A 20460-nucleotide genomic window follows, 5' to 3' on the forward strand; every position below is an offset into this window, starting at 1 on the left:
TGTCATTCAATGGCAGTCGTTGAACCGCGGGAGGCGACCCGTAGTATGGGGCTCCCCATGGAACAGGTGCCCGAGCTGGTCGCGACGTTTCTCGCACATACCCGGATGCGCGTCGTGCCCCCCACGGAGGCGGAGGCCGGGGCACTCGACGCACTGCTGGTCCGCGCCTGGGAGCAGGCTCGCACGCAGTGGCCGACCGTGACGCTTCCCGTCACACGGTTCGTGATTCACGTCGCCGAGCGGCTGCCCGCGAGCAATCCCGTCGGCCCCATCGCGCCGCTCCTCGACAGTCTGTCCCTGGTGGAGCTCTACCTCACGTGTGCGTGTCTCCAGGGCATGACCTCCGCCCAGGAGGCTTTCGAGCGGAACTACCTGGCGAAGCTTCCGGCGAAGCTCCGGGGTCTCAAACAACCCGACGCGATGATTGACGACGTGTGTCAGATAACACGCGTGAAGCTCCTGGTCGCCACTCCCGAGAGCGCTCCCAGGATTGGGGATTACACGGGGCGCGGCGCGCTGCTGAGCTGGGTGCTCGTCATCGCCGGGCGCACCGCCAGCAAGCTGCGGGCCGCCGAGAAGCCCGCGCCCGATGACAGCTCGGAGGAGATCATCAAGGTGCTGCCGGGACAGGGAATCGACCCGGAGCTGGATGTCATGAAGCGCCGCCACCACTCCGAGTTCCGCCAGGCCGTGCGCGAAGCCGCCTCCACGCTCTCGCCGGACGAGCGCCACCTGCTGCGCCTCCACTTCTCCGATCAGCTCTCGACGTATGAGCTGGCTTCGCTCTTTCGCGTCAATCAATCGACCATCTCCCGCTGGCTGAAGAGTGCACGGCAGCGAGTCTATGAGGAGACCCGGAGCCGCCTGCAGGAGCGGCTGGGCCTCTCCACCCCGGGCTTCAAGAGCTTCCTGGCATTCATTGGCAGCCAGCTGGACTTGAACATCAGCCAGATATTGGAGGAGAAGGACGTCTAGCGATTCGGGGCCGCATACGTCAGGTTCCGCAGCAGCGCGGCCTCGGGGCTCACGTCCGCGCGCCGCACCGTGCAGCGCTCCCCCGCGCCCAGCTCGACCGCCGCACCTGTCTGGAACCGGTTGGGGCACTCCTGGAGGATGGTCTCCATCGCACGGCCGTCACGGGTGCGAGCCAGGCAGGTGGCCCCGTCGGGCGCCCACGCCGCCTCGAAAGAGGCCTTCGCCGGGTCCCACTCTCCCCGCTCGACTAGGCCGAACCGGTCATAGAGGTCGATGACGGTGTTCTGGTGCGTGTGGTTCTGGCCGTTGCCGCAGTAGTCCGCGCGCGCCATGCGGGTGCAGGCCTGATGGAGGTCCGCCAGCGGCTTCCCGTCGCGGCGGGCCCAGGGCTTGTAGCCCCAGGTGATGCACTTGGTGATGGCGCCGTTCTCACAGGCGAAGGTGAGCTTGCCCGGGGCCTCCTGGTGGGCGCCGCTGCCGTCCCAGACTCCGCTCACCGCGAGGGCGCGGGGGTCTGGCACGCGGTCCAGGGCGACGCAGGGGTTCTCCCACTCCTGGGCCACCGCGTTCCAGGCCTCGATGCGGTAGAAGACCATGCCAGGGTCTTCGGGAGAGGGCTCGGCGCCGCAGATGGCCACCTCCACGGGCTTGCCATCGCTGGAGGTGCCCTGGAGCACGGTGCCAACGACGCCGCCGGTGGCCACCCCGGCATCCGGGCCACAAGCGGCCACCAGGTGCCCGCCCTCGAGCCGCAGGGCCTTCACCCCGTCCACCGCCTGGCGCAGGGGCGCGAGGTCGGCCGAGACGAGCACGCTGCTGCGCTCCGGGGCCAGCTTCTCGGTGTTCCAGTCCCGCCGGGTGCCCCACAGCATCGTCCCCTGGGGCCTGCCGATGCGGTGGGCGGACTGGGACTGGCACCGGCGCGCATAGCGCTCGGCGTCGGACACGACGCCCGAGGGTCTGGAGGCCGCGGGCTTCGGGGCGGCGGGAGCGGTGGCCCAGGCTGCCGCCGGGAGCTGAAGGAACAGACAGACGAGCAGGGACTTCTTCATCGCTTTCTCTCCGGTGGGTTCACCGGGCCGGACAGGTGGCCCGCAACCGTAGAGAGCCCATGACCTGGAGAATCATGCACGGAATCCGCCCGGGTGGCGGAAGCGCCACCTGCGGTCAGCACCAGGAGGGGCCATGACGCCTGCTCGCGTCCAGCCCCCATCAGGAACCTCACCAGAAGAGCAATCCGAGGATTCTCTGCATCATTTTCCATTTCATCGGCTCATCCGATTGAGGGCCCTGCCCGCCTCCAATGACGTGAGCCCGGGACGAGCCGACACCGTCAAGGAGCGGAAACGCCATGATTTGCTACCTCGACTCTCTCAATCTCCTCGCCCTGGTCGAACTGCTTCGTGCGCGGCTGCGGAGGAGATAGGGCAACAACGTTGCATTCACGAAGAGGACCATGAAGCGCCTATTCGGGTGGATGACGGTCGTCATGCTCTGTTCTACGGCAGGAGCGGCCACAGCGGAGGAACCGGAGAATGCGAAGCTGCTGGAGACGCATTCTGCCTTTGACGAAGCGACGAAGCTCAAGGACTCAGGCCGTTATTCCGAGGCGCTTGCACGGGCTGAGCATGCGCTCGCGCTCAGCGAGGCTGTGCTCGGGAGCACGCATCCAGACGTCTCCCACTGTCTGCACCTGGTGGGGACCCTGTATCTGCTGCAAGGGGATCAGGCACACGCCGAGCCAGTGCTTCAACGCGCGCTCGCCATCCGGGAGGCGGTCCTCGGCAAGAGTCACCCCGACGTCGCCACCTCGCTCAACACCCTCGGCGGCCTCTACGTGCTCCAGGGGTTGTACAGACAGGCCGAGCCATTGATTCACCGCGCGATCACCATCCGGCAGGCGGTCCTCGGCAAGGACCACCCGGAAGTCGCCAAAGGGCTCCAGAACCTCGCCGCCCTCTACATCAACCAGGGTTTGTACAGCCGGGCGGAGCCGCTCTACCAGCGCGCGCTCGCCATCCGGGAGGCGGCCCTTGGCACGAGTCACCCCGACGTCGCCGTCTCGCTCGACAACCTCGCCGTCCTCTACTCGCAACAAGGGTTGTACGGCCGGGCGGAGCCGCTCTACCAGCGCGCGCTCGCCATCCGGGAGGCGGCCCTCGGCAAGAACCATCCCGACGTCGCCACCTCGCTCAACAACCTCGCTCTTCTTTACGCGGTGCAGGGGCTGGACGGCCGGGCCGAGCCGCTCTACCAGCGTGCGCTTGTCATCCGGGAGGCCGCCCTCGGCACGAATCACCCCGACGTCGCCACCTCGCTCAACGTCCTCGCCGACCTCTACTCGAACCAGGGGTTGTATGACCGGGCCGAGCCGCTCTACCAGCGCTCGCTTGCCATCCGGGAGGCGGCCCTCGGCAAGAACCACCCCGACGTCGCCACCGCGCTCAACAACTTCGCTCTCCTTTACGCGGTGCAGGGGCTGGACGGCCGGGCCGAGCCACTCTACCAGCGCGCACTCTCCATCTGGGAGGCAGCCCTCGGCAAGAGTCACCCCCTCGTCGCCTTTTCGCTCAACGGCCTCGCCGATCTCTACTCGAAACAGGGGTTGTACGAACGGGCCGAGCCGCTCTACCAGCGCGCGCTCGCCATCCGGGAGGCGGCCCTCGGCAACACCCACCGCTACGTCGCCACCTCGCTCAACGGCCTCGCCGATCTCTACTCGAAACAGGGGTTGTACGAACGGGCCGAGCCGCTCTACCAGCGCGCACTCACCATCCGGGAGGCGGCCCTCGGCAACACCCACCCCGACGTCGCCTTTTCGCTCAACAGCCTCGCTCGGCTCCGTCTGGCCCAGCATCGCCTCCCCGAGGCCCTGCCGCTATTCGCCCGCGCCTTCGCCATATCCGAGCAGCGTTTGCGCCAGGAGGCGCTCTACTTCTCCGAATCGCGACTGGCCAGCTTCCTTCAGTACCTGCGCGCGGACGAGCAGTCGCTCTACGCCCTATTGCGCGCTCACCCCGGCGATGCCCACGTCAGACGCCTGGCCCTGGGCGCCGCACTCCTGCTCAAGGGCCGCTCCGTCGAGGAGACCGCCGACATCTCCCGCACCGTCTATCGGAGCCTGGAGGCCGAGGACCGAGACATCTTCCAACAGCTGCGTGGCCTGCGCACCCAGCGGGCCACTCTCTCGCTCGCAGGCCCCGGCTCTCTCTCCCCCGCAGACTACCAACAGCGTCTCAAGATGCTCGCCGACGAGGGCGATGCCCTCGAAGCAGAGCTGGCCAAACGCTCCGCGCCCCTGCGTGCGCTCACCAACCTTCCACTCCCCGCCGAAGTCGTCGACCGGGTCGCCGCCTCCCTCCCCAAGGACAGCGCCCTCGTCGAGTTCATCGCCTACGTGGACAGTCCTCTCGTCCCCAAGCCCGGCACGCCACGAGCGAAGCTACCTCGCCAGCTCCGCTACCTCGCACTGGTGCTCTTCCCCGATGGCTCGACCCGTGCCCAGGACCTGGGGCCCGCGGCCCCCATCGACCGTGCCGCAACGCGCCTGCGTGACGCACTCGCACGCCACGATGTTCAATTCCAGACCTCGGCTCAAGCCCTCTACCGGCTCGCCTTCCAACCGCTGATTTCGTTGCTGGGCGGCACCCGCCGCCTATTCCTCTCTCCCGATGGGCAGTTGGGCATTGTCCCCTTTGCCGCGCTCCACGATGGACGCCAGTTCCTCGTGGACGCCTTCGACTTCACCTATCTCACCTCCGGCAAGGACCTGCTGCCGCGTGCCCAGGACAGGCTCCCCTCGTCCTCCGTCGTCGTCCTCGCGGACCCGGACTTCCATGCGGCCCCTGGAGCTGCGCCCTCGACCTCTGGCTCCACCCCCTCGCCAGCAGAGCGCTCCGCCGCCCTTGAGCGCTTCTTCTCGACGTCGCGCGCGGAGGACCTCACCGCCACCCCATGGGCACCACTGCCGGGCACCCGCCAGGAGGCCGAGGCCATCCAGCGCCTGCTGCCCCGGGCCCGGCTCTTCCTGGGCAAGGAGGCCACCAAGGAGCGGCTGTTACAGCTCACCACTCCCGGCATCCTCCATCTGGCCACCCACGGCTTCTTCCTCGAGGACGCTCCCGTGCCCAGGGACTCCAGAGCCGTCGTCAATTTTGGCGCGCTGGGCGGCGATCCCCTCGCAGCGCGTCCCCCCGATCCATTGCTGCGCTCGGGGCTGATTCTCGCGGGCGCGGGCCCCGGGGCGCCCAACGCCTCGGACGCGCTCCGGGCTCCGGCCGACAACGCGCTGGTGACGGCGCTGGAGCTGGCGGGCATGGACCTGTGGGGTACCCAATTGGTGGTGCTGTCCGCGTGCGACACCGGCCGAGGCGACGTCAAGCTGGGCCAGGGCGTGTACGGGCTGCACCGGGCCTTCCTCGTGGCCGGTGCGGAGACAGTCGTGATGAGCCTGTGGAAGGTGAGCGACGCGAAGACCGGAGCCCTCATGGAGGCCTATTACCGGAACCTGCTCGCAGGGCAGGGCCGGGCCACGGCCCTGCGCGAGGCGATGCGCGAATTACGCCTGACCCAGGCCCATCCCCACGACTGGGCCCCCTTCATCTCCGTGGGCAGCGACGCCCCCCTGCGCGCGCTGACGCCCTTCCCCAGCAACCTCCGGACTCGAAGTCCGTGGACGGACGCTGAGCCGGCACTGACATTCCACGGCCAGCGACGCGCACGATGACACGGGTGCGCTCCTCGAGCTGCTCGGAGCGCACCTGCCGAGCCCGGCAAAGACTCTCTTCGGCTGGCTCAGGGGCAATCGTGCCAGACGAAGGCTGTCATCGGAGTCGTGTCACCGTTGCGGTTCACCACTGAATCGGCTGGGTTGATGTTCAGGTTCGAGGTGCTGTGGCTGCCGCAGAGGAAGCTCGCCGAGCCGGGGGCGGAGCCGCTCACCGTGTTGCCGTAGAGAATGAGGGGGGCGGCTGCTGTACCCGCGCCATCGACGTTGATGCCCTGGCGGCCCGCGAAGACGGTGTTGCCATGCACGTCACCACCGAGGATGGGGGTCGACCGATACCAGGCATGCGGTCCCAGGTTGATACCAAAGTGGCAATTGCGGGCCGCCGTGCAGTCGATGGTGTTGCCGGTGACGACCGCGCCGGTGAAGTCGCCTGAGGTGCCGCCGTTGAAGTTGTCGAGCATCAGGCCGGCGAAGACGACCTGACCGGGCTGGCTGATGGCGTTGTTGGTGACGACGGCGTTTCGCCCGCCCCCCAGGATGAGGGCCACGTCGCTGTTGTCGACGAAGACGTTGTCGCTCACCGTCACGCCATCCGAGAAGTGAATGGTCAGCCCGTCGGCCCACATATTGGAAGTCGCGTTCTGGCCGTTCGAGCGGAAGACGTTGTGGATGAGGGTGCCGTCGTTGCCGCGAAACTCGAGCCCGGTGCCGCAGAGCGCGTTCCTGCTGACGCTGTGGGTGAAGCGGCAGAACGTGCAGTCGCTCATCCGGGAGTTGAAGCCGTAGCGGTTGTTGCCGCCAGCGCACTGCGAGGCCGCCGTCGTTCCCAGACGCGCCGCCCGGTTTCCGTCGAGGACCAGGTGGTCGATGGCGACATCATGCGTCGACTCGACGGCGAGGAACCCACCGACATTGGCGTTGAAGGTCGGCAACGCCTTGAGCACGGCGCAGGTGAGGCCGGGCGCCTCGCAGTTGGCGGACACGCCGGCGAGCCCCTGCGTCCGCAGGGTGAGCGGTTTGTTGATCAGCACCTGGGTCGCAATGCCGTAGGTGCCGGCCGGGAGCTCCAGGGTGCCGCCCGAGACAGTGGCGTTGATGCAGTACTGGATTGCCGGTCCCAGGTCGGTCGTACCGTCCGGGGTCACCACGATGCCGGGACAGAGGGTGACGGACGGCGGCGCGACCGAAATCGCCACGTTGGGCGACAGCTCGCCGAACCAGGTCTGCCCCTCCTGCAGCATCTTCCACTGGAAGTTGTAGGTCCCCGCGGTGGCAGGGGCGGTGATGTTGAAGGTGAAGGTCTTCTGGCCGCTCCGGCCTATCGACTCGCCCGGCGCCAGGTCCACCCGTCCGAGCCCCCATGTGCCGTTGTCCTGTGGGTTCTGCGACCCGAGCCTGTAATTGCCGGCGGCGGTCCAGACGTTGGTGCCGGTGTTCTTCATGCTCACAGAGACCGACGCCGTCTGGCCCGCGGTCAGCGTCGCCGGTACCGTCTGCGACACGAACTGCGAATTGTAGGGGGCCGGCGCCGTAACGGTGATGACGACGTTGGGAGTGAAGGCACCAAACCAGGCGACGCCCTCGTGCACCATGCGCCACTGGAAGTTGTAGGTACCGACCGAAGTGGGGGCGGTGATGTCGAAGGTGAAGGTCCGGGAGGCGCCGGGAGCAACCACCTCACCGGGATTCAAATAGACCCGGGTGGCCCCCATCCACAGGATGTTGTCTTGGGGGTTCTGGGTGCCAAGTTTGTAGCCGCCGGCCTCCGTCCATGGCGTGGTGCCGGTGTTCTGCATCGTCACCGAGACGGAGCGGGTTTCGCCTGTGGTGAGGGTCGACTGCATGCTCTGCGAGACGAAGGAGGCACCGTCCGCCGCGTGTGCGGACGGGCTCGCGGCCAGACCGAAGAGCAGAGCACCGAGGAAGATGAACAAGCGGCTTCGGCTTCGAATCATGGGAGGAGCCTTTCACGAAGCGGGTTATGGGTGATGCGCACCCTGATGACCAGGCAGGAGCAGACGCAGCGGTGTCTCCCGGCCCATGGCGATGAACGGCGCCCAATAGTGAGGGTGGGGTCGGGCACGCCGCAACTCGTACATCGCATCGCGTAGCGCCATGGCCCTGCCCTGGCCCGCCAATAGATTGCGGTAGTAGGCCTCCATCAGCGTGCTCGTCGTTACATCGTCCACCTTCCAAAGGCTCATCACCACCGTCTCCGCGCCAGCCACCACGAGCGCGCGGCGCAGCCCGTAGACGCCCTGGCCCAGCTTGACGTCGCCTCGGCCGGTATCACACGCGGACAGCACCACCAGCTGGGTGCCCCACAGGTCGAGGCCGGCCAACTCCAGGGCCGTCACCAGCGCGCTGTCGGGCGGGGATTGGGGGGCGCTGGAGGTGGAGGGCGTCGGCGCATTCGCCCCAGCGAAGAGCAGGCCAGAGCGCAACAGCGGGTCCGGGGGGCGCTGGGCGAGAGGGTCTTCGCCCAGCGCCCCAAAGTTGCCAATGGCGCGGGAGCCAGTGAGTGCAGGGGCGTCCTGCAAGAAGAAGCCATGGGTGGCCAGGTGGAGGATGCCGGGAGCAGGCAGGTGAAGCAGCCGGTCCTTGGTAGCCTCCGGGCCCAGGAAGAGCTGGGCTTGGGGCAGCAGGCGCTGGATGGCCTCGGCCTCCAGGCGGGTCCCCGGCAATGGGACGAGGCTCCAGTCTCGGTGCGCCAGATCCTCGCGTCGCGCGGAGAAGAAGCGCTCGACGGAGGTGGAGCGCTCGGTTCGCGATGAAGCCTCTCCCGGAGAGGGAGCAGGTGCCTGGAGCGGGGCGCTGAAGTCCGGGTCTGCCAGGACGACCACGGAGGATGCGGGGACTGTCTTATCGGGACGAGGCAGCAGTTCCTTGCCCGAGGTGAGGTAGGTGAAGTCGTAGGCGTCGATGAGGAATTGGTGACCGTCGTGCAGGGCGGCGAAGGGCACCAGGGCCAGCTGACCCTCCGGCGAGAGGAAAAGGCGGTGGGCCTTCCCCAGCAACGGGAGCAGGGGTTGAAAGGCGAGCTGGTACAGCGCCTGTGCGTGAGCCTGGGAGGCGGCATCGCGATTGGCCAGGGCGTCTCGCAGGCGCGAGGCGGCAAGGTCGATAGGTCCGGCAGGGCCCAGGTCGAGGGCACGAATGCGTGTGTCAGGCAAGAGCACCAGCGCCAGATAACGGAGCTGTGGCTCGGGCATGCCGGGTCCGGGCAAGAGCGGGCGGTCCACATAGGCGATGAACTCCATGAGAGCACCGTCCCTGGGCAGGGCCGCGGCGACACGGTTGACGATGTCAGCGGGAGCCGGCAGCGCGGCCAGTGCGCGCAGGGGCGCGGAGCGCCTGGCCAAGGTGACTTCGAGGGCATCCCCCTGCTCGGCGAGCACCTTGAGCTGTTGCTGGTAGGCAGTCAGTGGGAGTGAGCCAGGGCCCTGGAGCGAGAGACTGGCCAGCTGGGTGCGCAGCCCGCGCAGTCGCTCGAAGGTGTCGCGCTCCTCCGCGCCCAGGCTCCGGTAGACAGCACGGGAGATGTCGGCGCTCTCCTCGACGGAGCGGCCCTTGAGTAGCAGTGCCGCGCGGAGGGCCAGGCGTCTCACCTCGAGGTTGTCTGGATGCGCGCGCAGCACCGCATAGAGGCGCTCCTCGTCGGTGCGCAGGAGTTGAAGGAAGCGAGCCAGGCGCGCCTCGGAGAAGCCGAGCGCCTCCTGGCGCAGGCGCTGCTCGGACACGGAGAAGGCGCGCGTGAACAACGGCAGGGCCTCGGCGAGGCGATTCTGGTTCAACCGGAGCAAGGCGAGTTGGTTGAGCGACAGGGCGACGTCTGGGTGGCTCTTGCCCAAGGCCGCGTCCCGGATGGCGAGAGCGCGCATGTGGAGCGACTCGGCCCGGCTGTACATCCCCTGCTGCGAGGAAAGGATGCCGAGGCTGTGGAGCGATTGGGCAACGTCGGGGTGGTTCTTGCCCAAGGCCGCTTCCCGGATGGAGCGCGCGCGATCGAAGAGCGGCTCGGCCCGGCCGTACATCCCCTGAGCGAGATAGAGGTCGGCGAGGCCGTGGAGCGCCCGAGCGACCTCGGGATGGTTCTTGCCGAGGGCCGCTTCCAGAATGACGAGCGCGCGCTCATAGAGCGGCTCCGCCCGACCGTACAACCCCTGTTCCCTGTAGAGGCTGGCGAGATTTGAGAGCGATTGAGCGACCTCGGGATGAGTCTTGCCGAGGGCCGCTTCCAGAATGGCGAGCGCGCGCTCGTAGAGCGGCTCCGCCCGGTCGTACATCCCCTGCTCCTTGAAGAGCCTGGCGAGGCCATACAGCGATTGGGCAACGGAGGGATGATTCTTGCCGAAAGCCGCTTCCTCGATGGCGAGCGCGCGATCGTGGAGCGGCTCGGCCTGGCCGTACAGCCCCTGCTCCGTGTAGAGGTTGGCGAGGTTGTAGAGCGATTGGGCGACGTCGGGATGGCTCCCGCCGAGGGCCGCTTCCCGGATGGCGAGCGCGCGCTCGTGGAGCGACCCGGCCCGGCCGAACATCCCCTGGTCCTGGTAGAGGTTGGCGAGGTTGTTGAGCGATTGGGCGACGTCGGGGTGGTTCTTGCCGAGGACCGTCTCCCGGATGGCGAGTGCGCGCTGGTGGAGCGGCTCGGCCCGGCCGTACAAGCCCTGAGCCCAATAGAGGTTGGCGAGGGAGGTGAGAGAGGCGGCGACCTCGGGATGGTTCTTGCCGAGGGTCGCTTCCCGGATGGCGAGCGCACGCGCGTAAAGCGGCCTGGCCCGGCCGTACATCCCCTGGTCCTTGAAGACGTTGGCGAGGTTGTTGAGTGATTGGGCGACGTCGGGGTGGTTCTTGCCGAGGACCGCCTCCCGGATGGCAAGCGCGCGCTGGAGGAGCGGCTCGGCCCGCCCGTACAGCCCCTGCGCCCTGTAGAGAAGGGCGAGGTTGTTGAGCGAAGCGGCGACGTCGGGGTGGTTCTTGCCGAGGGCCGCTTCACGGATGGCGAGCGAGCGATTGAAGAGCGGCTCGGCCCGGTCGTACATCCCCTGTGCCTTGAAGAGGATGGCGAGGGTGTTGAGCGAAGAGGCGACATCCAGATGGGTGCCCCCAAGCGCCGCCTCCCGCAGCTCAAGCGCACGCTCGCCCTTCACGATGGCGTCAGCGTACCTGCCCGCCGCGTAGAGCCTTGACGCCTCGTTGGAAGCCTTTTGCGCCTCCTCCAACCGTGCGTCCGGCGTCTCCTCCCCGGCCGCTGCCCCCGCTGCACAGCACAGCACCACCGCTGTCATCCACACGAGTACCTGCCGCATGTTGAGCATGCCCCTGAGCTTGCCTGGGTTTCGTGGCTCGCCCGCGCTTTGTGTGATGCGCAGGCTCAGACGGTGCTCAGCACGCGACGGCGCAGCAGGTCGAAGCTGGCGGTGGTGCGAAGAGCGGGCTACATGAAGCGCGAGCGATACTCGGCGGCGGTAATGAAGCCGCGGATGACCGCGTTGTAGTCACTGGTTGAATTCAGGAAATCCAGCCAGTAGGTGCCGTCACCAGGGCCATGCGGACGCCGTAGGAAGCTCGTGTAACAGTTGTTGATGTAGGCGGCTTTGTAATTCGGCGAGCTCGGATCCAGCTCCGGATGCTGCTGACGGTGCTCAGCGGACTCGAAGAGCGAGCGCGCCGCGGAAACACGAGCCGAGTCCAGACAGGCTTGATTACCGGAGCATCCGTTCATGCTGCCCAGATAGTATACGAAACCGCTCGTGTCAGGCTCGCGGTTGAGCACATCCGTATAGAGTTGCTGGACGAAGAACTCCGAATCATCGCTGGAGTAGATGCTCCTGATTGTGGCCACGTCTCCAGCGCTCGGCGCGGTGTCCTGTCCGATGGCCTGGCCCCCTAGCGCCTCGATGGTAGGCAGGCCGTTCTTCGAGGCGATATACGGACCGTAATGCATGATGGAATTGTAGTCGTAGGCGACTACGTCTCTGGTGAAAGGCGGCCTGATATCGAAATCTCCAGAGTATGCAGGAATGATGTTCTCCCACAGGATGCGCACGTAGGCGTTGCGATCCGTGCGGGTATGCTCGTGCCACATTCCCAGCACATGGCCGATCTCATGGATCATAATGCCCGTGGTGGCCCCACTGCTTAGCTGCACCGACTGCGGGGTTGGCTGCCTCCCGACATTGCTGAAGTTCCCGCCGGGGGTGTCTGTCGCCCGAAAGGTGACGTAGTTCGGGTACTGTGCGGCGTTGCTCGCCGTGCGCAACACGAAGCGGATTGGCGTGACCTGCTGCCAGGCGTTGATGGCGGCTGCCAACCTCGATGGCTGGGCCACGTCTTGAGCGATGGTGTACGGGACCACGCCGTTGGGCCACCGCCACCAGTATTGGTTGTCGGTAATGACGGCCCCCTGGGCGTGGACGATGCCGGCCTCGGGCCCACCCTGCGCCTCCACCTCGCGAGTGCGCGCCTCCACCTCCGCCACCGAGCCGATCACGATGTCCCCCTCGACGACCGCCAGCCCGCCCACCTTCGCATAACGGACGGGCACCACTTTCCCGCTGGCCGCGTTCCAGACGTATCCGTTGTGGATGGGCGCGCGGGACTCCACCAGCGCTGTCTCTGGACTCACTGGCGGACGCAATACTTCCGGACCTGCCTCCATCCCGCAGGCGGTGAGCAGCAAGCAGGGGACGAACAGCGCGGCGACAAGCGCCGGCTTCAGGGTGCTTCGATACATGTGACTGCTCCTCGACTCGTTCGCCGGGAACGGATGTCTTGCTTCCCAGCATGGATTGAGAGGAGGACGGCTCGTCCCGGGTTCACCTTCGTAGGGCCGAGCAGGTCCCCCTCGGCTCCAATGAGCCGACGAGGTGGAAAACGATGCAGAGAATCCGAAGGCCGCTGGCCCAGAGCCGGTTCGTAGCGCCGCCCTGCGGCCCAACGCCCCCTGAAGTTGCCCCGTTTTCACGGCTCTTCCGCATCTTGTGTGACGCGGGTCGCCCACGGTGCAGGCGCTCGCCCGTCGAGCAGTCGGGCTCGACGCTCCCGGCATGACCGCCTGACCTGAAGCCAACGGTTCGAGCCCCTGGACTGAACGGACCCGTCGAAGTCAGGCCAACACGTGACGTGGTCCCTGACGTATCCTGGGACATTCCCGCCACCTCGGGGCCCTGCCGAAGAGCGCCCCGCGACGAGCGGGCGCGGACGACGGCCCCTGAAAGACCCGCATGCGCGCCGCCGCCCCGACCCTGTTCACGCTCCAGAGCCAACCCGCCTGGGGTCGCGCGACCCTGCTGGACGACAAGGATGGCAAGCTCACGCTCTTCTTCGAGCACGGCGGGCGGCGCGTCTTCGTCAAGGCCCAGGTGAAGGGGCTCCAGGCCGTCGAGCTCGGCGAGGACGAGGCCCGGACGGTGGACGCCCGCCTGCGCGGCAAGCACCCGCAGGGCGGGACACGGAAGCCCACCAAGCCGAAGGCGGCGCGCGCCCTCGTCGCGGCCTTCCCCTCCTTCGACGCCCAGGTGCGCTGGTTCGAGACCTTCTTCCCCGGCGGCTTCGCGGGCGAGAAGTTCGTCTCCGAGGAGCGAGGCGCCCCCGAGACCAAGGGCAAGAAGGGGTACAAGACCGCGGCCATCAAGCTCGCCCAGGCGCAGCTGTCGCCCGAGCGACTGGCGAGCGCCACGCCGGAGGAGACCTTCGAGGCCTCCAAGAAGCTGCTGGGCTTCACGAACCTCGTGTTCCCCATCGAAGGCCCCGTCCCCTTCGGCTCCATGAAGGAGGAGGACCGGGCCGGGTTCGTGGCGGCGCTGAGCGAGGTGCTGCACGGCGAGGGCGAATACGAGCCGCGCTTCGAGAAGTTCGCGAGCTCGGTCCAGCTCCGGGACGCGACGGGCCAGGGCCGCAAGGTCACCTGGCCCCTGGCCACGATGCTGCAAGCGCTCTACGCCCCTGAGAAGCACACCTTCGTGAAGCCCCCCGTCTTCGAGCAGCAGGCGCTCATCTTGAACCTCACGGCGGACAAACACGCGTCCGTCACCGGCCCGAACTACGAGCGTTTCCTGGACGTGGCGAGGAAGACGTCGGAGCGGCTGGTGGCCGCGGGGCATGCACCTCGGGACCTGATGGATGTCTATTCGTTCATCTGGCGCTCGCATAAGGAGAAGCCCACCGCGTAGCCGCGGAGCCGTGTCCTCGCGAGCCTCAAGGGCCGCCAACACCCGAGAGCCCCGACGGGTTCGAATCCCGTCGGGGACACTGTCATCGGGAGTGCCCAGCAGCAGCTCGCACCGGGACTACAGCCGGAGCTGGAACCGCAGACCGGGCTGCAGCCAGAAGTGGAACGACTTCTCCGGGAACTCCCTGTTCGTCTCCACTCCGGCAACCGTGGAGGTCCGCTTCGAGTACACCCCCGCCGTCCACAGGGCGTAGGGGCCCACCCGGATGGCCCGCGTCACCTGGAGGTCCAGGCCTGCCTGGGCATGGGCAAGCTCGAAGCCCTCGAAGACGTTCTTGCCCGAAGGACCCCGGACCGTGTGGTCCGTGGCCACCTCGTAGCCCGCGCCCACTCCCAACCACGGGCTGAAGGTCGCCTCCGGGGAGAAGTGGTAGTTCACGTCGAAGCCCACGCGCATGAGCGTCCCCCGGCAGTTCCGCTCCTCGTGCAGACAGTTGTCCTCGTAGGTCTTCGCCGGGCCGTACTGGAAGTAGCCGCCCGCGTAGAGGTTGGGACTGAAGAACCAACCCAGGTCCACCTGCGGCGCGATGGCGCTCGTGAAGACATGCCGGAGGGAGCCCTCGCCAATATTGCCAAGAGGAACTCCCAGCGCCCCACGCACACCGAAGGAAAGCCCAGCGCCCCGGTGGGTCGAGGTCGGCGCGGCCTCCGGAACCTCCAGGGCAGCGGCAGGTAGGGCCAGCAACAGGGGCACCAGCACTCGGGCGGCAAGGATTGAAGCGGTCAGGTTCGTCACGGGAGCTCTTCGTCGGGATTGAGTGTTCTCCGGCCGGGAGCAGGCTTTGCAATGCGTCTGCCAGGGGCTCCGACAGAGGGACGTCGGAAGCAGCGGGCCGCTTCCGCGCACCGGTGCGTCAGCCGGCACACTGACTCGCGTGTCACAGGCGCTTCGATGACCGGGAGGAATCCTGAGTGCCGGACGCGACAGCCCCGTCATGCGGTGGCACCGGTTCGAATCCCGTCGGGGACGAGGCTTGGGCCTCAAGGCTTCGTCGTGGGCGCGATCCCCTCGGCGGCCACCTTCCTGCCCTGTGTACCGCACCGAAATGTTGAAACACCGGGTTGGTCGTCATCAGCCCGCATGCTTCTGCTTCAACTCTCGCCGGGCCTGAACCGGATCAGAGCGAGCAGGTAGCGCCGGGGAACAGCTCCCACCCACGGTCGCAAGCGACCTTGTTGACCCTGGCAATGCGCCTGGGCGCGGACGGCTCCTGCAAGGCGGTGTTGAGCGCCCCCACGATGGCGTTGCGATAGGCGGACTGCGTCGCGTTGGGGTTCAGCACACCGCGAGCACTGGCGAATTGAACCAATTCATTCCACACCTCGCCGAGCACGGCAGTAGTGGTCTGATCCTGGGGACTCAGGCTGGAGAACATCACGCCCGTCTCGTAGAGATGCCGGAGCAGGTGGACCGCCTGCCCGCATTCCGGGTTGTTGATGTCCTCGCGAAAGCCCTCGTTGCGTGCGAGCGGACCGACAATCGAGGCTGCATCCGTGCAGACGTGGTGCGAGACGCGATCCGCCAGGGTGTGCAGGTAGATGCCGAGCCGGGCGTTCGCGACATCACTCGCCGTCCCGCCGAGATATTGATTGAGCTGCGCGGACGTCACCACGCTGCCATCCACGTTCGTATGCACCACCTGAGGCCCCGTGGACGTGGTGATGAGCACGGGAACGCTGTTCACCGCGGTGAGGGTGCCTCGCACCGGCACGGACTGCGCGGAGCTGCTCACGTAGCAGGCCGAGCCCGTGGCGGAGTCTCCATTCGAGCCCAGGGTGAAGCCGCCAGTGCACTGCGGATGGCTCGTGCTTCCGGCCAGGGCCCAGGCGCGCAGGTGCGCGAGCGTCGACTCGGTGTAGGGGTCGTCCATGTCGGGATGCAGCCCGTTGACCACGGCGCCGCTGTTCCGAGGCGCGATGAAGTGGAGGAACACGCCTCCAGTGTCGAAGTTGGTGCGCACCAGGCCGTCGATGGCCGCCGTGGTGTAGTTGCCCGGGACGGGCTGGCCATGCATGTCGAGCGGCTGGAAGGTGCCCAGGTCCGTCGCCTCGTCATAGGCGGCAATCCAATACGCATCCGTCGCGGAGAAGCCCACCGCTTGCGCCATGACATAGGTGGCGTCGGCGTGGACCAGACTGCGCCCCGCCACGGGGGGCCGCGTGGCGTAGCTCGCCACCACCTGGTTCAGGCAGGTATTGGAGACGGGCTCGGTGGTGGCGCAGCTTGCGGGAAGGGTGGCGCAGTTCTTCGCGAGGGTTCCATTCCCCTCGTAGCAGACGTCCTCGGCGAAGCCGAAGGCGTGCGGGGCGAACAACAGGAACGAGCCGATGAAACAGCGGGACAGACAGCGAGGGAGGGACATTCGAGCTCCGGGTTGTGGTTCCCGGACATGAACCCGGACCGCGTCTCGCGGTTTCGCCGGTGTGACTGCCGTCAAGAGCTCCACTGCGTCCGAGGCGACGTCTGCGATTCCCACCAACCCCGAGGGAGTCCAGCCCGCGGAGCTGGAGCAGAGGGTGGAGAACCTCCTGGGCATCCACTCGCGATGCAGCAGCTGGTGGCGGTGCCCGCTGGCGCAGAAGCGCCGCACCCGGTGGGCCAGCCCTCGCACGCGCTCCTGCGATGCGAAGGGCCCTCGCCTGGCCTCGGACCCTCTGAAACGAAAAAAGCCCCCGAGTCTTTCGACTCGGGGGCCTCTTCCGGAGTGCCCAAGGCGGGATTCGAACCCGCACACCTTGCGGCGCCAGCCCCTCAAGCTGGTGTGTCTACCAGTTCCACCACCTGGGCATTTGCTGCGCGCTCCATCTACCGAACCTCACCGACTCACGCAACGACAATCTCAACCGACGCGTGAGCCGGCTTCTTCCTGACGACTACTGCGCCGGAGCCGGAGCAGGCGCGGGGGCAGGCGTCGCCCCCTGGGGAGCCGGAGCGCCCTCGGCGGGAGGAGCCACCGGCGTCTCGCCGCGCGGCTGCTCCAAGCTGCCCGGAGCCGGAGACGAAGGCGTCGTCGCGCCCGGAGCAGCGGCACCCCCCGGCGTCGCCGGAGCCGTCTGCGCCGGAGGCTTGGCGACCGAGCCGCCAGCCGCCACCGAAGAGCGAAGCCCCACGAAGGACAGGCCGAGCGAGGTGAAGAAGAACAGCATCGCGCAGACGCCCGTGAGCTTGCTCAGGAACGTCACCGCGCCGCGGCCGCCGAAGGCGCTCGTGGCCGCGCCGCCGCCCAGGGCCGAGCCCATGCCCGCGTCCTTACCCGGCTGCAGCAGAATGACGAAGATCATGAACACGCAGACGAGGACGTGCACGATCGTGACGAAAGCGAGCATGGCGATTCTTCCAGACGTTCCGTGAGAAGGAGGCGCACCCTACACAAACTGGCGAACGGGTGACAACTTCTTCCGCCCGCCAGTTCCGGCTCTGCCGATCTAACCCGCTGCCTTGACGATGGCCGCGAAGTCGCCCGCCTTCAGGCTGGCGCCTCCGACGAGCGCTCCATCCACGTCCGGCTGCCCCAGCAATTCCGCCGCGTTGTCCGGCTTCACGCTGCCGCCGTACTGGATGCGCACCCGCCCGGCCGTCTCCCCGTCATACAGGCGTCCGAGCAGCCCGCGAATCGCCGCGTGGACCTCCTGCGCCTGCGCCGACGTGGCCGTGCGCCCCGTCCCAATCGCCCACACCGGCTCGTACGCCAGGACGAAGGTGCCCACGTCCTTCGCGTCGAAGCCCGAGAGCGCCCCGCGCACCTGGCGCTCCACCACCTCCAGCGTCCGGTTCGCCTCGCGCTCGGCCAGCGTCTCGCCCACGCAGACGATGGGCGTCATCCCCGCCGCCCGCACCGCCCGGGCCCGCTTGTTCACCGTCTCGTCCGTCTCGCCGAAGAACTGCCGGCGCTCCGAGTGCCCCACGATGACGTAGGCACACCCCAGCTCCGCCAGCATCGGCGCGGACACCTCGCCGGTGAAGGCGCCGGAGGACTCCCAGTGACAGTTCTGCGCCGCCAGTTGCAGCGGCGCACCTTCGAGGGCCACGTGGAGCGGCTGCAGCGCCACGAACGGCGGCGCCAGCACCACCTCCACCGCGTCACCCAGCGAAGCCACCATGCTCCGCAGCTCGCGAACGAGGCCCAGCGCTTCGGGCACCGTCTTGTTCATCTTCCAGTTGCCGGCGACGATCTTCCGACGACGAGCTGCGGCAGCCATGTGTCCCCCCGGGGGTGTGGAATGCGGGTTGCGTTGCGGCCGCGCAGCCTACCGCGTTTCCAGTGCCTTGATACCCGGCAATTCACGCCCCTCCAGGAACTCCAGGGAGGCGCCGCCACCGGTGGACACGTGGCTCATCTTCTCCGCGAAGCCCATCTGCTCCACCGCGGCCGCGCTGTCACCGCCGCCGATGACGGTGGTGGCCTGGGTGTTGATGGCCATGGCCGCGGCCACCGAGCGGGTGCCCTCGGCGAACTTGTTGACCTCGAACAGCCCCATGGGCCCGTTCCACACCACGGTGCGCGCGTCACGGATGTGCTGCGCGTAGATGGCGCGCGTCTTGGGGCCGATGTCCAGACCCATCATGTCCGGAGGAATGGCGTTGTCCGGCGTCTCCTTCGCAACGCTGTTCTCGGTGAGCTCGGTGCCGACGATGTGGTCCACCGGGAGCACCAGCGGCACCTTCAGCCGCTGCGCCGCCTCCAGCATGCGCGTGGCCAGGGACAGCTTGTCCCCTTCCACGCGGGACCTGCCCACCTCCACGCCCTGCGCCTTGAGGAAGGTGTAGGCCATGGCGCCGCCGATGAGCAGCGCGTCCACCTTGGGCAGCAGGCTCTCGATGACCTTGATCTTGTCGCTCACCTTCGAGCCACCCAGGATGGCCACGAAGGGCTTCTCCGGGTTCTTGAGCACCTTGCCCAGGTACTCGATTTCCTTCCGCATCAGGAAGCCGGCGGCCTTCTCCTTCACGAAGGGCACCATGCCGGCGGTGGAGGCGTGGGCGCGGTGCGCGGTGCCGAAGGCGTCGTTGATGTAGACGTCGGCGTTGGCGGCCAGCTCCCGGGCGAAGGCCTCGTCGTTGGCCTCCTCCTCCTTGTGGAAGCGCAGGTTCTCCAGGAGGACCACCTGGCCCTCCTTGAGCTCCTTCACCTGCTTCTTCACGCCGTCACCGATGCAGTCGTCCGTGAGGATGACCTCGTGCTTGCCGCCGAGCAGCTCGGCCAGCCGCACGGCGACCGGCTCGAGCGACAGCTTGGGGTCCGGGCCCTTGGGCCGGCCGAGGTGGGAGGCCAGGATGACCTTCCCGCCCATCTCCAGCGCGCGCCGGATGGTGGGCAGCGCCTCGCGGATGCGGGTGTCGTCCGTCACGCGCCGGCCCTCCAGCGGGACGTTGAAGTCCACGCGGATGAAGACGCGCTTCCCGGTCAACTGCAGGTCGTCGATGTAGCGGATCATCTCGGTCCTTCCCTCTCGGTGCCCTTCAACGCCCTGGAACTAGACGCCCTTGGAGACGAGGAACTTCGCCGTGTCCACCATGCGGTTGGAGAAGCCCCACTCGTTGTCGTACCAGGCCATGACCTTGAGCATGTTGTCGCCCATCACGAAGCAGTTGGTGGAGTCGAAGATGGCCGAGTGCGGGTTGCCGTTGTAGTCCACGGACACCGTCTGCTCGTCGCTGAACTGGAGGATGCCCTTGAGCGAGCCCTCCGCGGCCTTGCGGTAGGCCTCGATGACGGCCTCGGCGGTGACGTTCTTCGTGGTGTTCACCGTCAGGTCCACCAGCGACACGTTCGGGGTGGGCACGCGCACGGAGATGCCGTGCATCTTGCCCTTGAGCTGCGGAATCACCTCGCCGATGGCCTTCGCGGCGCCGGTGCTGGTGGGAATCATGGAGAGCGCGGCGGCGCGGGCGCGGCGCATGTCGTCGTGGGTGAGGTCCAGGATGCGCTGGTCGTTGGTGTAGCTGTGGACCGTGGTCATCAGGCCCTTCTCCACGCCGAAGTTGTCCACCAGCACCTTGGCGATGGGCGCCAGGCAGTTGGTGGTGCACGAGGCGTTGGAGATGACGTGGTGCTTCGCCGGGTCGTACTCGTTGTGGTTGATGCCGTAGGCGATGGTGAGGTCCGGGCCCTTGGCCGGGGCGGAGATGATGACCTTCTTGGCGCCCGCCTTGAGGTGCTTCTCGGCGCCGTCGCGCGCGGTGAAGCGGCCGGTGCACTCCAGCACCACGTCCACGTTCATGCCCTTCCAGGGCAGCGCCGTCGGGTCCTTCTCCGCGGTGACGGCAATCTCCTTGCCGTCCACCACGATGCCCTTCTCGGTGGACTTCACGGTGCCCGGCCAGGTGCGGTGCACGGAGTCGTACTTGAACAGGTGCGCCAGTGCCGCGGGCTTGTCGAGGTCGTTGATGGCGACAATCTCGAGGTCCTCCTTGCGGCTGAGGGCCGCGCGCAGGATGCAGCGACCGATGCGACCGAAGCCATTGATGGCGATGCGGGTAGCCATGTTCGAGTCTCCTTGCAGGGCGTGAGCGCGAGTGCCC

General features: G+C 67.5%; 13 protein-coding genes and 1 tRNA gene. 3 read left to right on the forward strand and 11 right to left on the reverse strand.

Going from position 1 to position 20460, the window contains the following annotated elements; translation table 11 throughout:
• Nucleotides 1–57: 57 nt before the first annotated feature.
• Complete coding sequence (locus OV427_RS04515; RefSeq protein WP_267854875.1) at nt 58–975, forward strand: sigma-70 family RNA polymerase sigma factor; 918 nt, start codon at nt 58–60, stop codon at nt 973–975.
• Here OV427_RS04515 and OV427_RS04520 read toward each other — a convergent pair.
• Nucleotides 972–2027: an ADYC domain-containing protein gene (locus OV427_RS04520; protein WP_267854876.1), complete on the reverse strand. Its 1056-nt coding sequence runs from the start codon at nt 2025–2027 to the stop codon at nt 972–974. The genes OV427_RS04515 and OV427_RS04520 overlap by 4 nt on opposite strands.
• 404 nt (nt 2028–2431) lie before the next feature.
• Here OV427_RS04520 and OV427_RS04525 point away from each other — a divergent pair, with 404 nt between their 5' ends.
• The gene (locus OV427_RS04525; RefSeq protein WP_267854877.1) at nt 2432–5701 is read left to right on the forward strand and encodes a CHAT domain-containing tetratricopeptide repeat protein; all 3270 of its coding nucleotides are present in this window, start codon (nt 2432–2434) and stop codon (nt 5699–5701) included.
• 68 nt (nt 5702–5769) lie between these two features.
• Here OV427_RS04525 and OV427_RS04530 read toward each other — a convergent pair whose 3' ends face one another.
• From OV427_RS04530 to OV427_RS04540, 3 genes are all read right to left on the reverse strand, one after another.
• Nucleotides 5770–7659: a right-handed parallel beta-helix repeat-containing protein gene (locus tag OV427_RS04530; RefSeq protein ID WP_267854878.1), complete on the reverse strand. Its 1890-nt coding sequence runs from the start codon at nt 7657–7659 to the stop codon at nt 5770–5772.
• A gap of 24 nt (nt 7660–7683) precedes the next feature.
• Nucleotides 7684–11013, reverse strand: coding sequence for a CHAT domain-containing tetratricopeptide repeat protein (locus OV427_RS04535; protein ID WP_267854879.1), 3330 nt, complete (start codon nt 11011–11013; stop codon nt 7684–7686).
• A gap of 128 nt (nt 11014–11141) precedes the next feature.
• Nucleotides 11142–12440 carry a M12 family metallopeptidase gene (locus OV427_RS04540; protein WP_267854880.1) on the reverse strand — a complete coding sequence of 433 codons (1299 nt, stop codon included), beginning with the start codon at nt 12438–12440 and terminating at the stop codon, nt 11142–11144.
• A gap of 490 nt (nt 12441–12930) precedes the next feature.
• Here OV427_RS04540 and OV427_RS04545 point away from each other — a divergent pair, with 490 nt between their 5' ends.
• Nucleotides 12931–13878, forward strand: a complete 948-nt coding sequence (locus tag OV427_RS04545) for a hypothetical protein (RefSeq protein WP_267854881.1) — start codon at nt 12931–12933, stop codon at nt 13876–13878.
• A 117-nt stretch (nt 13879–13995) separates the two neighbouring features.
• On the opposite strand, the gene OV427_RS04550 is transcribed toward OV427_RS04545, so the two are convergent.
• The 7 genes from OV427_RS04550 to gap all read right to left on the reverse strand — a co-directional run bounded on the left by OV427_RS04550 (nt 13996) and on the right by gap (nt 20423).
• A complete protein-coding gene (locus OV427_RS04550) occupies nt 13996–14673 on the reverse strand; it encodes a hypothetical protein (protein ID WP_267854882.1) in 678 nt (225 codons plus the stop codon).
• A 382-nt stretch (nt 14674–15055) separates the two neighbouring features.
• A complete protein-coding gene (locus tag OV427_RS04555; RefSeq protein WP_267854883.1) occupies nt 15056–16300 on the reverse strand; it encodes a hypothetical protein in 1245 nt (414 codons plus the stop codon).
• 343 nt (nt 16301–16643) lie between these two features.
• Nucleotides 16644–16725, reverse strand: a tRNA-Leu gene (locus OV427_RS04560).
• Between the two features lie 86 nt (nt 16726–16811).
• Nucleotides 16812–17264: a preprotein translocase subunit SecG gene (secG, locus tag OV427_RS04565; RefSeq protein ID WP_267854884.1), complete on the reverse strand. Its 453-nt coding sequence runs from the start codon at nt 17262–17264 to the stop codon at nt 16812–16814.
• Nucleotides 17265–17363: 99 nt separating this feature from the next.
• Nucleotides 17364–18137, reverse strand: coding sequence for a triose-phosphate isomerase (gene tpiA / locus OV427_RS04570; RefSeq protein WP_267854885.1), 774 nt, complete (start codon nt 18135–18137; stop codon nt 17364–17366).
• Nucleotides 18138–18185: 48 nt separating this feature from the next.
• On the reverse strand, nt 18186–19373 hold the full coding sequence (locus OV427_RS04575) for a phosphoglycerate kinase (protein ID WP_267854886.1): 1188 nt from the start codon (nt 19371–19373) through the stop codon (nt 18186–18188).
• A gap of 39 nt (nt 19374–19412) precedes the next feature.
• Complete coding sequence (gene gap, locus OV427_RS04580; protein WP_267854887.1) at nt 19413–20423, reverse strand: type I glyceraldehyde-3-phosphate dehydrogenase; 1011 nt, start codon at nt 20421–20423, stop codon at nt 19413–19415.
• Between the last annotated feature and the right edge of the window lie 37 nt (nt 20424–20460).

Source organism: Pyxidicoccus sp. MSG2 (assembly GCF_026626705.1).
Lineage (GTDB): Bacteria > Myxococcota > Myxococcia > Myxococcales > Myxococcaceae > Myxococcus.

Coding starts and splice junctions, on each gene's coding strand:
- OV427_RS04575 (WP_267854886.1), bottom strand. CDS start 19,373: ATGATCCGCTACATCGACGACCTGCAGTTGACCGGGAAGCGCGTCTTC.
- OV427_RS04535 (WP_267854879.1), bottom strand. CDS start 11,013: ATGCGGCAGGTACTCGTGTGGATGACAGCGGTGGTGCTGTGCTGTGCA.
- OV427_RS04530 (WP_267854878.1), bottom strand. CDS start 7,659: ATGATTCGAAGCCGAAGCCGCTTGTTCATCTTCCTCGGTGCTCTGCTC.
- gap (WP_267854887.1), bottom strand. CDS start 20,423: ATGGCTACCCGCATCGCCATCAATGGCTTCGGTCGCATCGGTCGCTGC.
- OV427_RS04520 (WP_267854876.1), bottom strand. CDS start 2,027: ATGAAGAAGTCCCTGCTCGTCTGTCTGTTCCTTCAGCTCCCGGCGGCA.
- tpiA (WP_267854885.1), bottom strand. CDS start 18,137: ATGGCTGCCGCAGCTCGTCGTCGGAAGATCGTCGCCGGCAACTGGAAG.
- OV427_RS04525 (WP_267854877.1), top strand. CDS start 2,432: ATGAAGCGCCTATTCGGGTGGATGACGGTCGTCATGCTCTGTTCTACG.
- OV427_RS04545 (WP_267854881.1), top strand. CDS start 12,931: ATGCGCGCCGCCGCCCCGACCCTGTTCACGCTCCAGAGCCAACCCGCC.
- secG (WP_267854884.1), bottom strand. CDS start 17,264: ATGCTCGCTTTCGTCACGATCGTGCACGTCCTCGTCTGCGTGTTCATG.
- OV427_RS04555 (WP_267854883.1), bottom strand. CDS start 16,300: ATGTCCCTCCCTCGCTGTCTGTCCCGCTGTTTCATCGGCTCGTTCCTG.
- OV427_RS04515 (WP_267854875.1), top strand. CDS start 58: ATGGAACAGGTGCCCGAGCTGGTCGCGACGTTTCTCGCACATACCCGG.
- OV427_RS04540 (WP_267854880.1), bottom strand. CDS start 12,440: ATGTATCGAAGCACCCTGAAGCCGGCGCTTGTCGCCGCGCTGTTCGTC.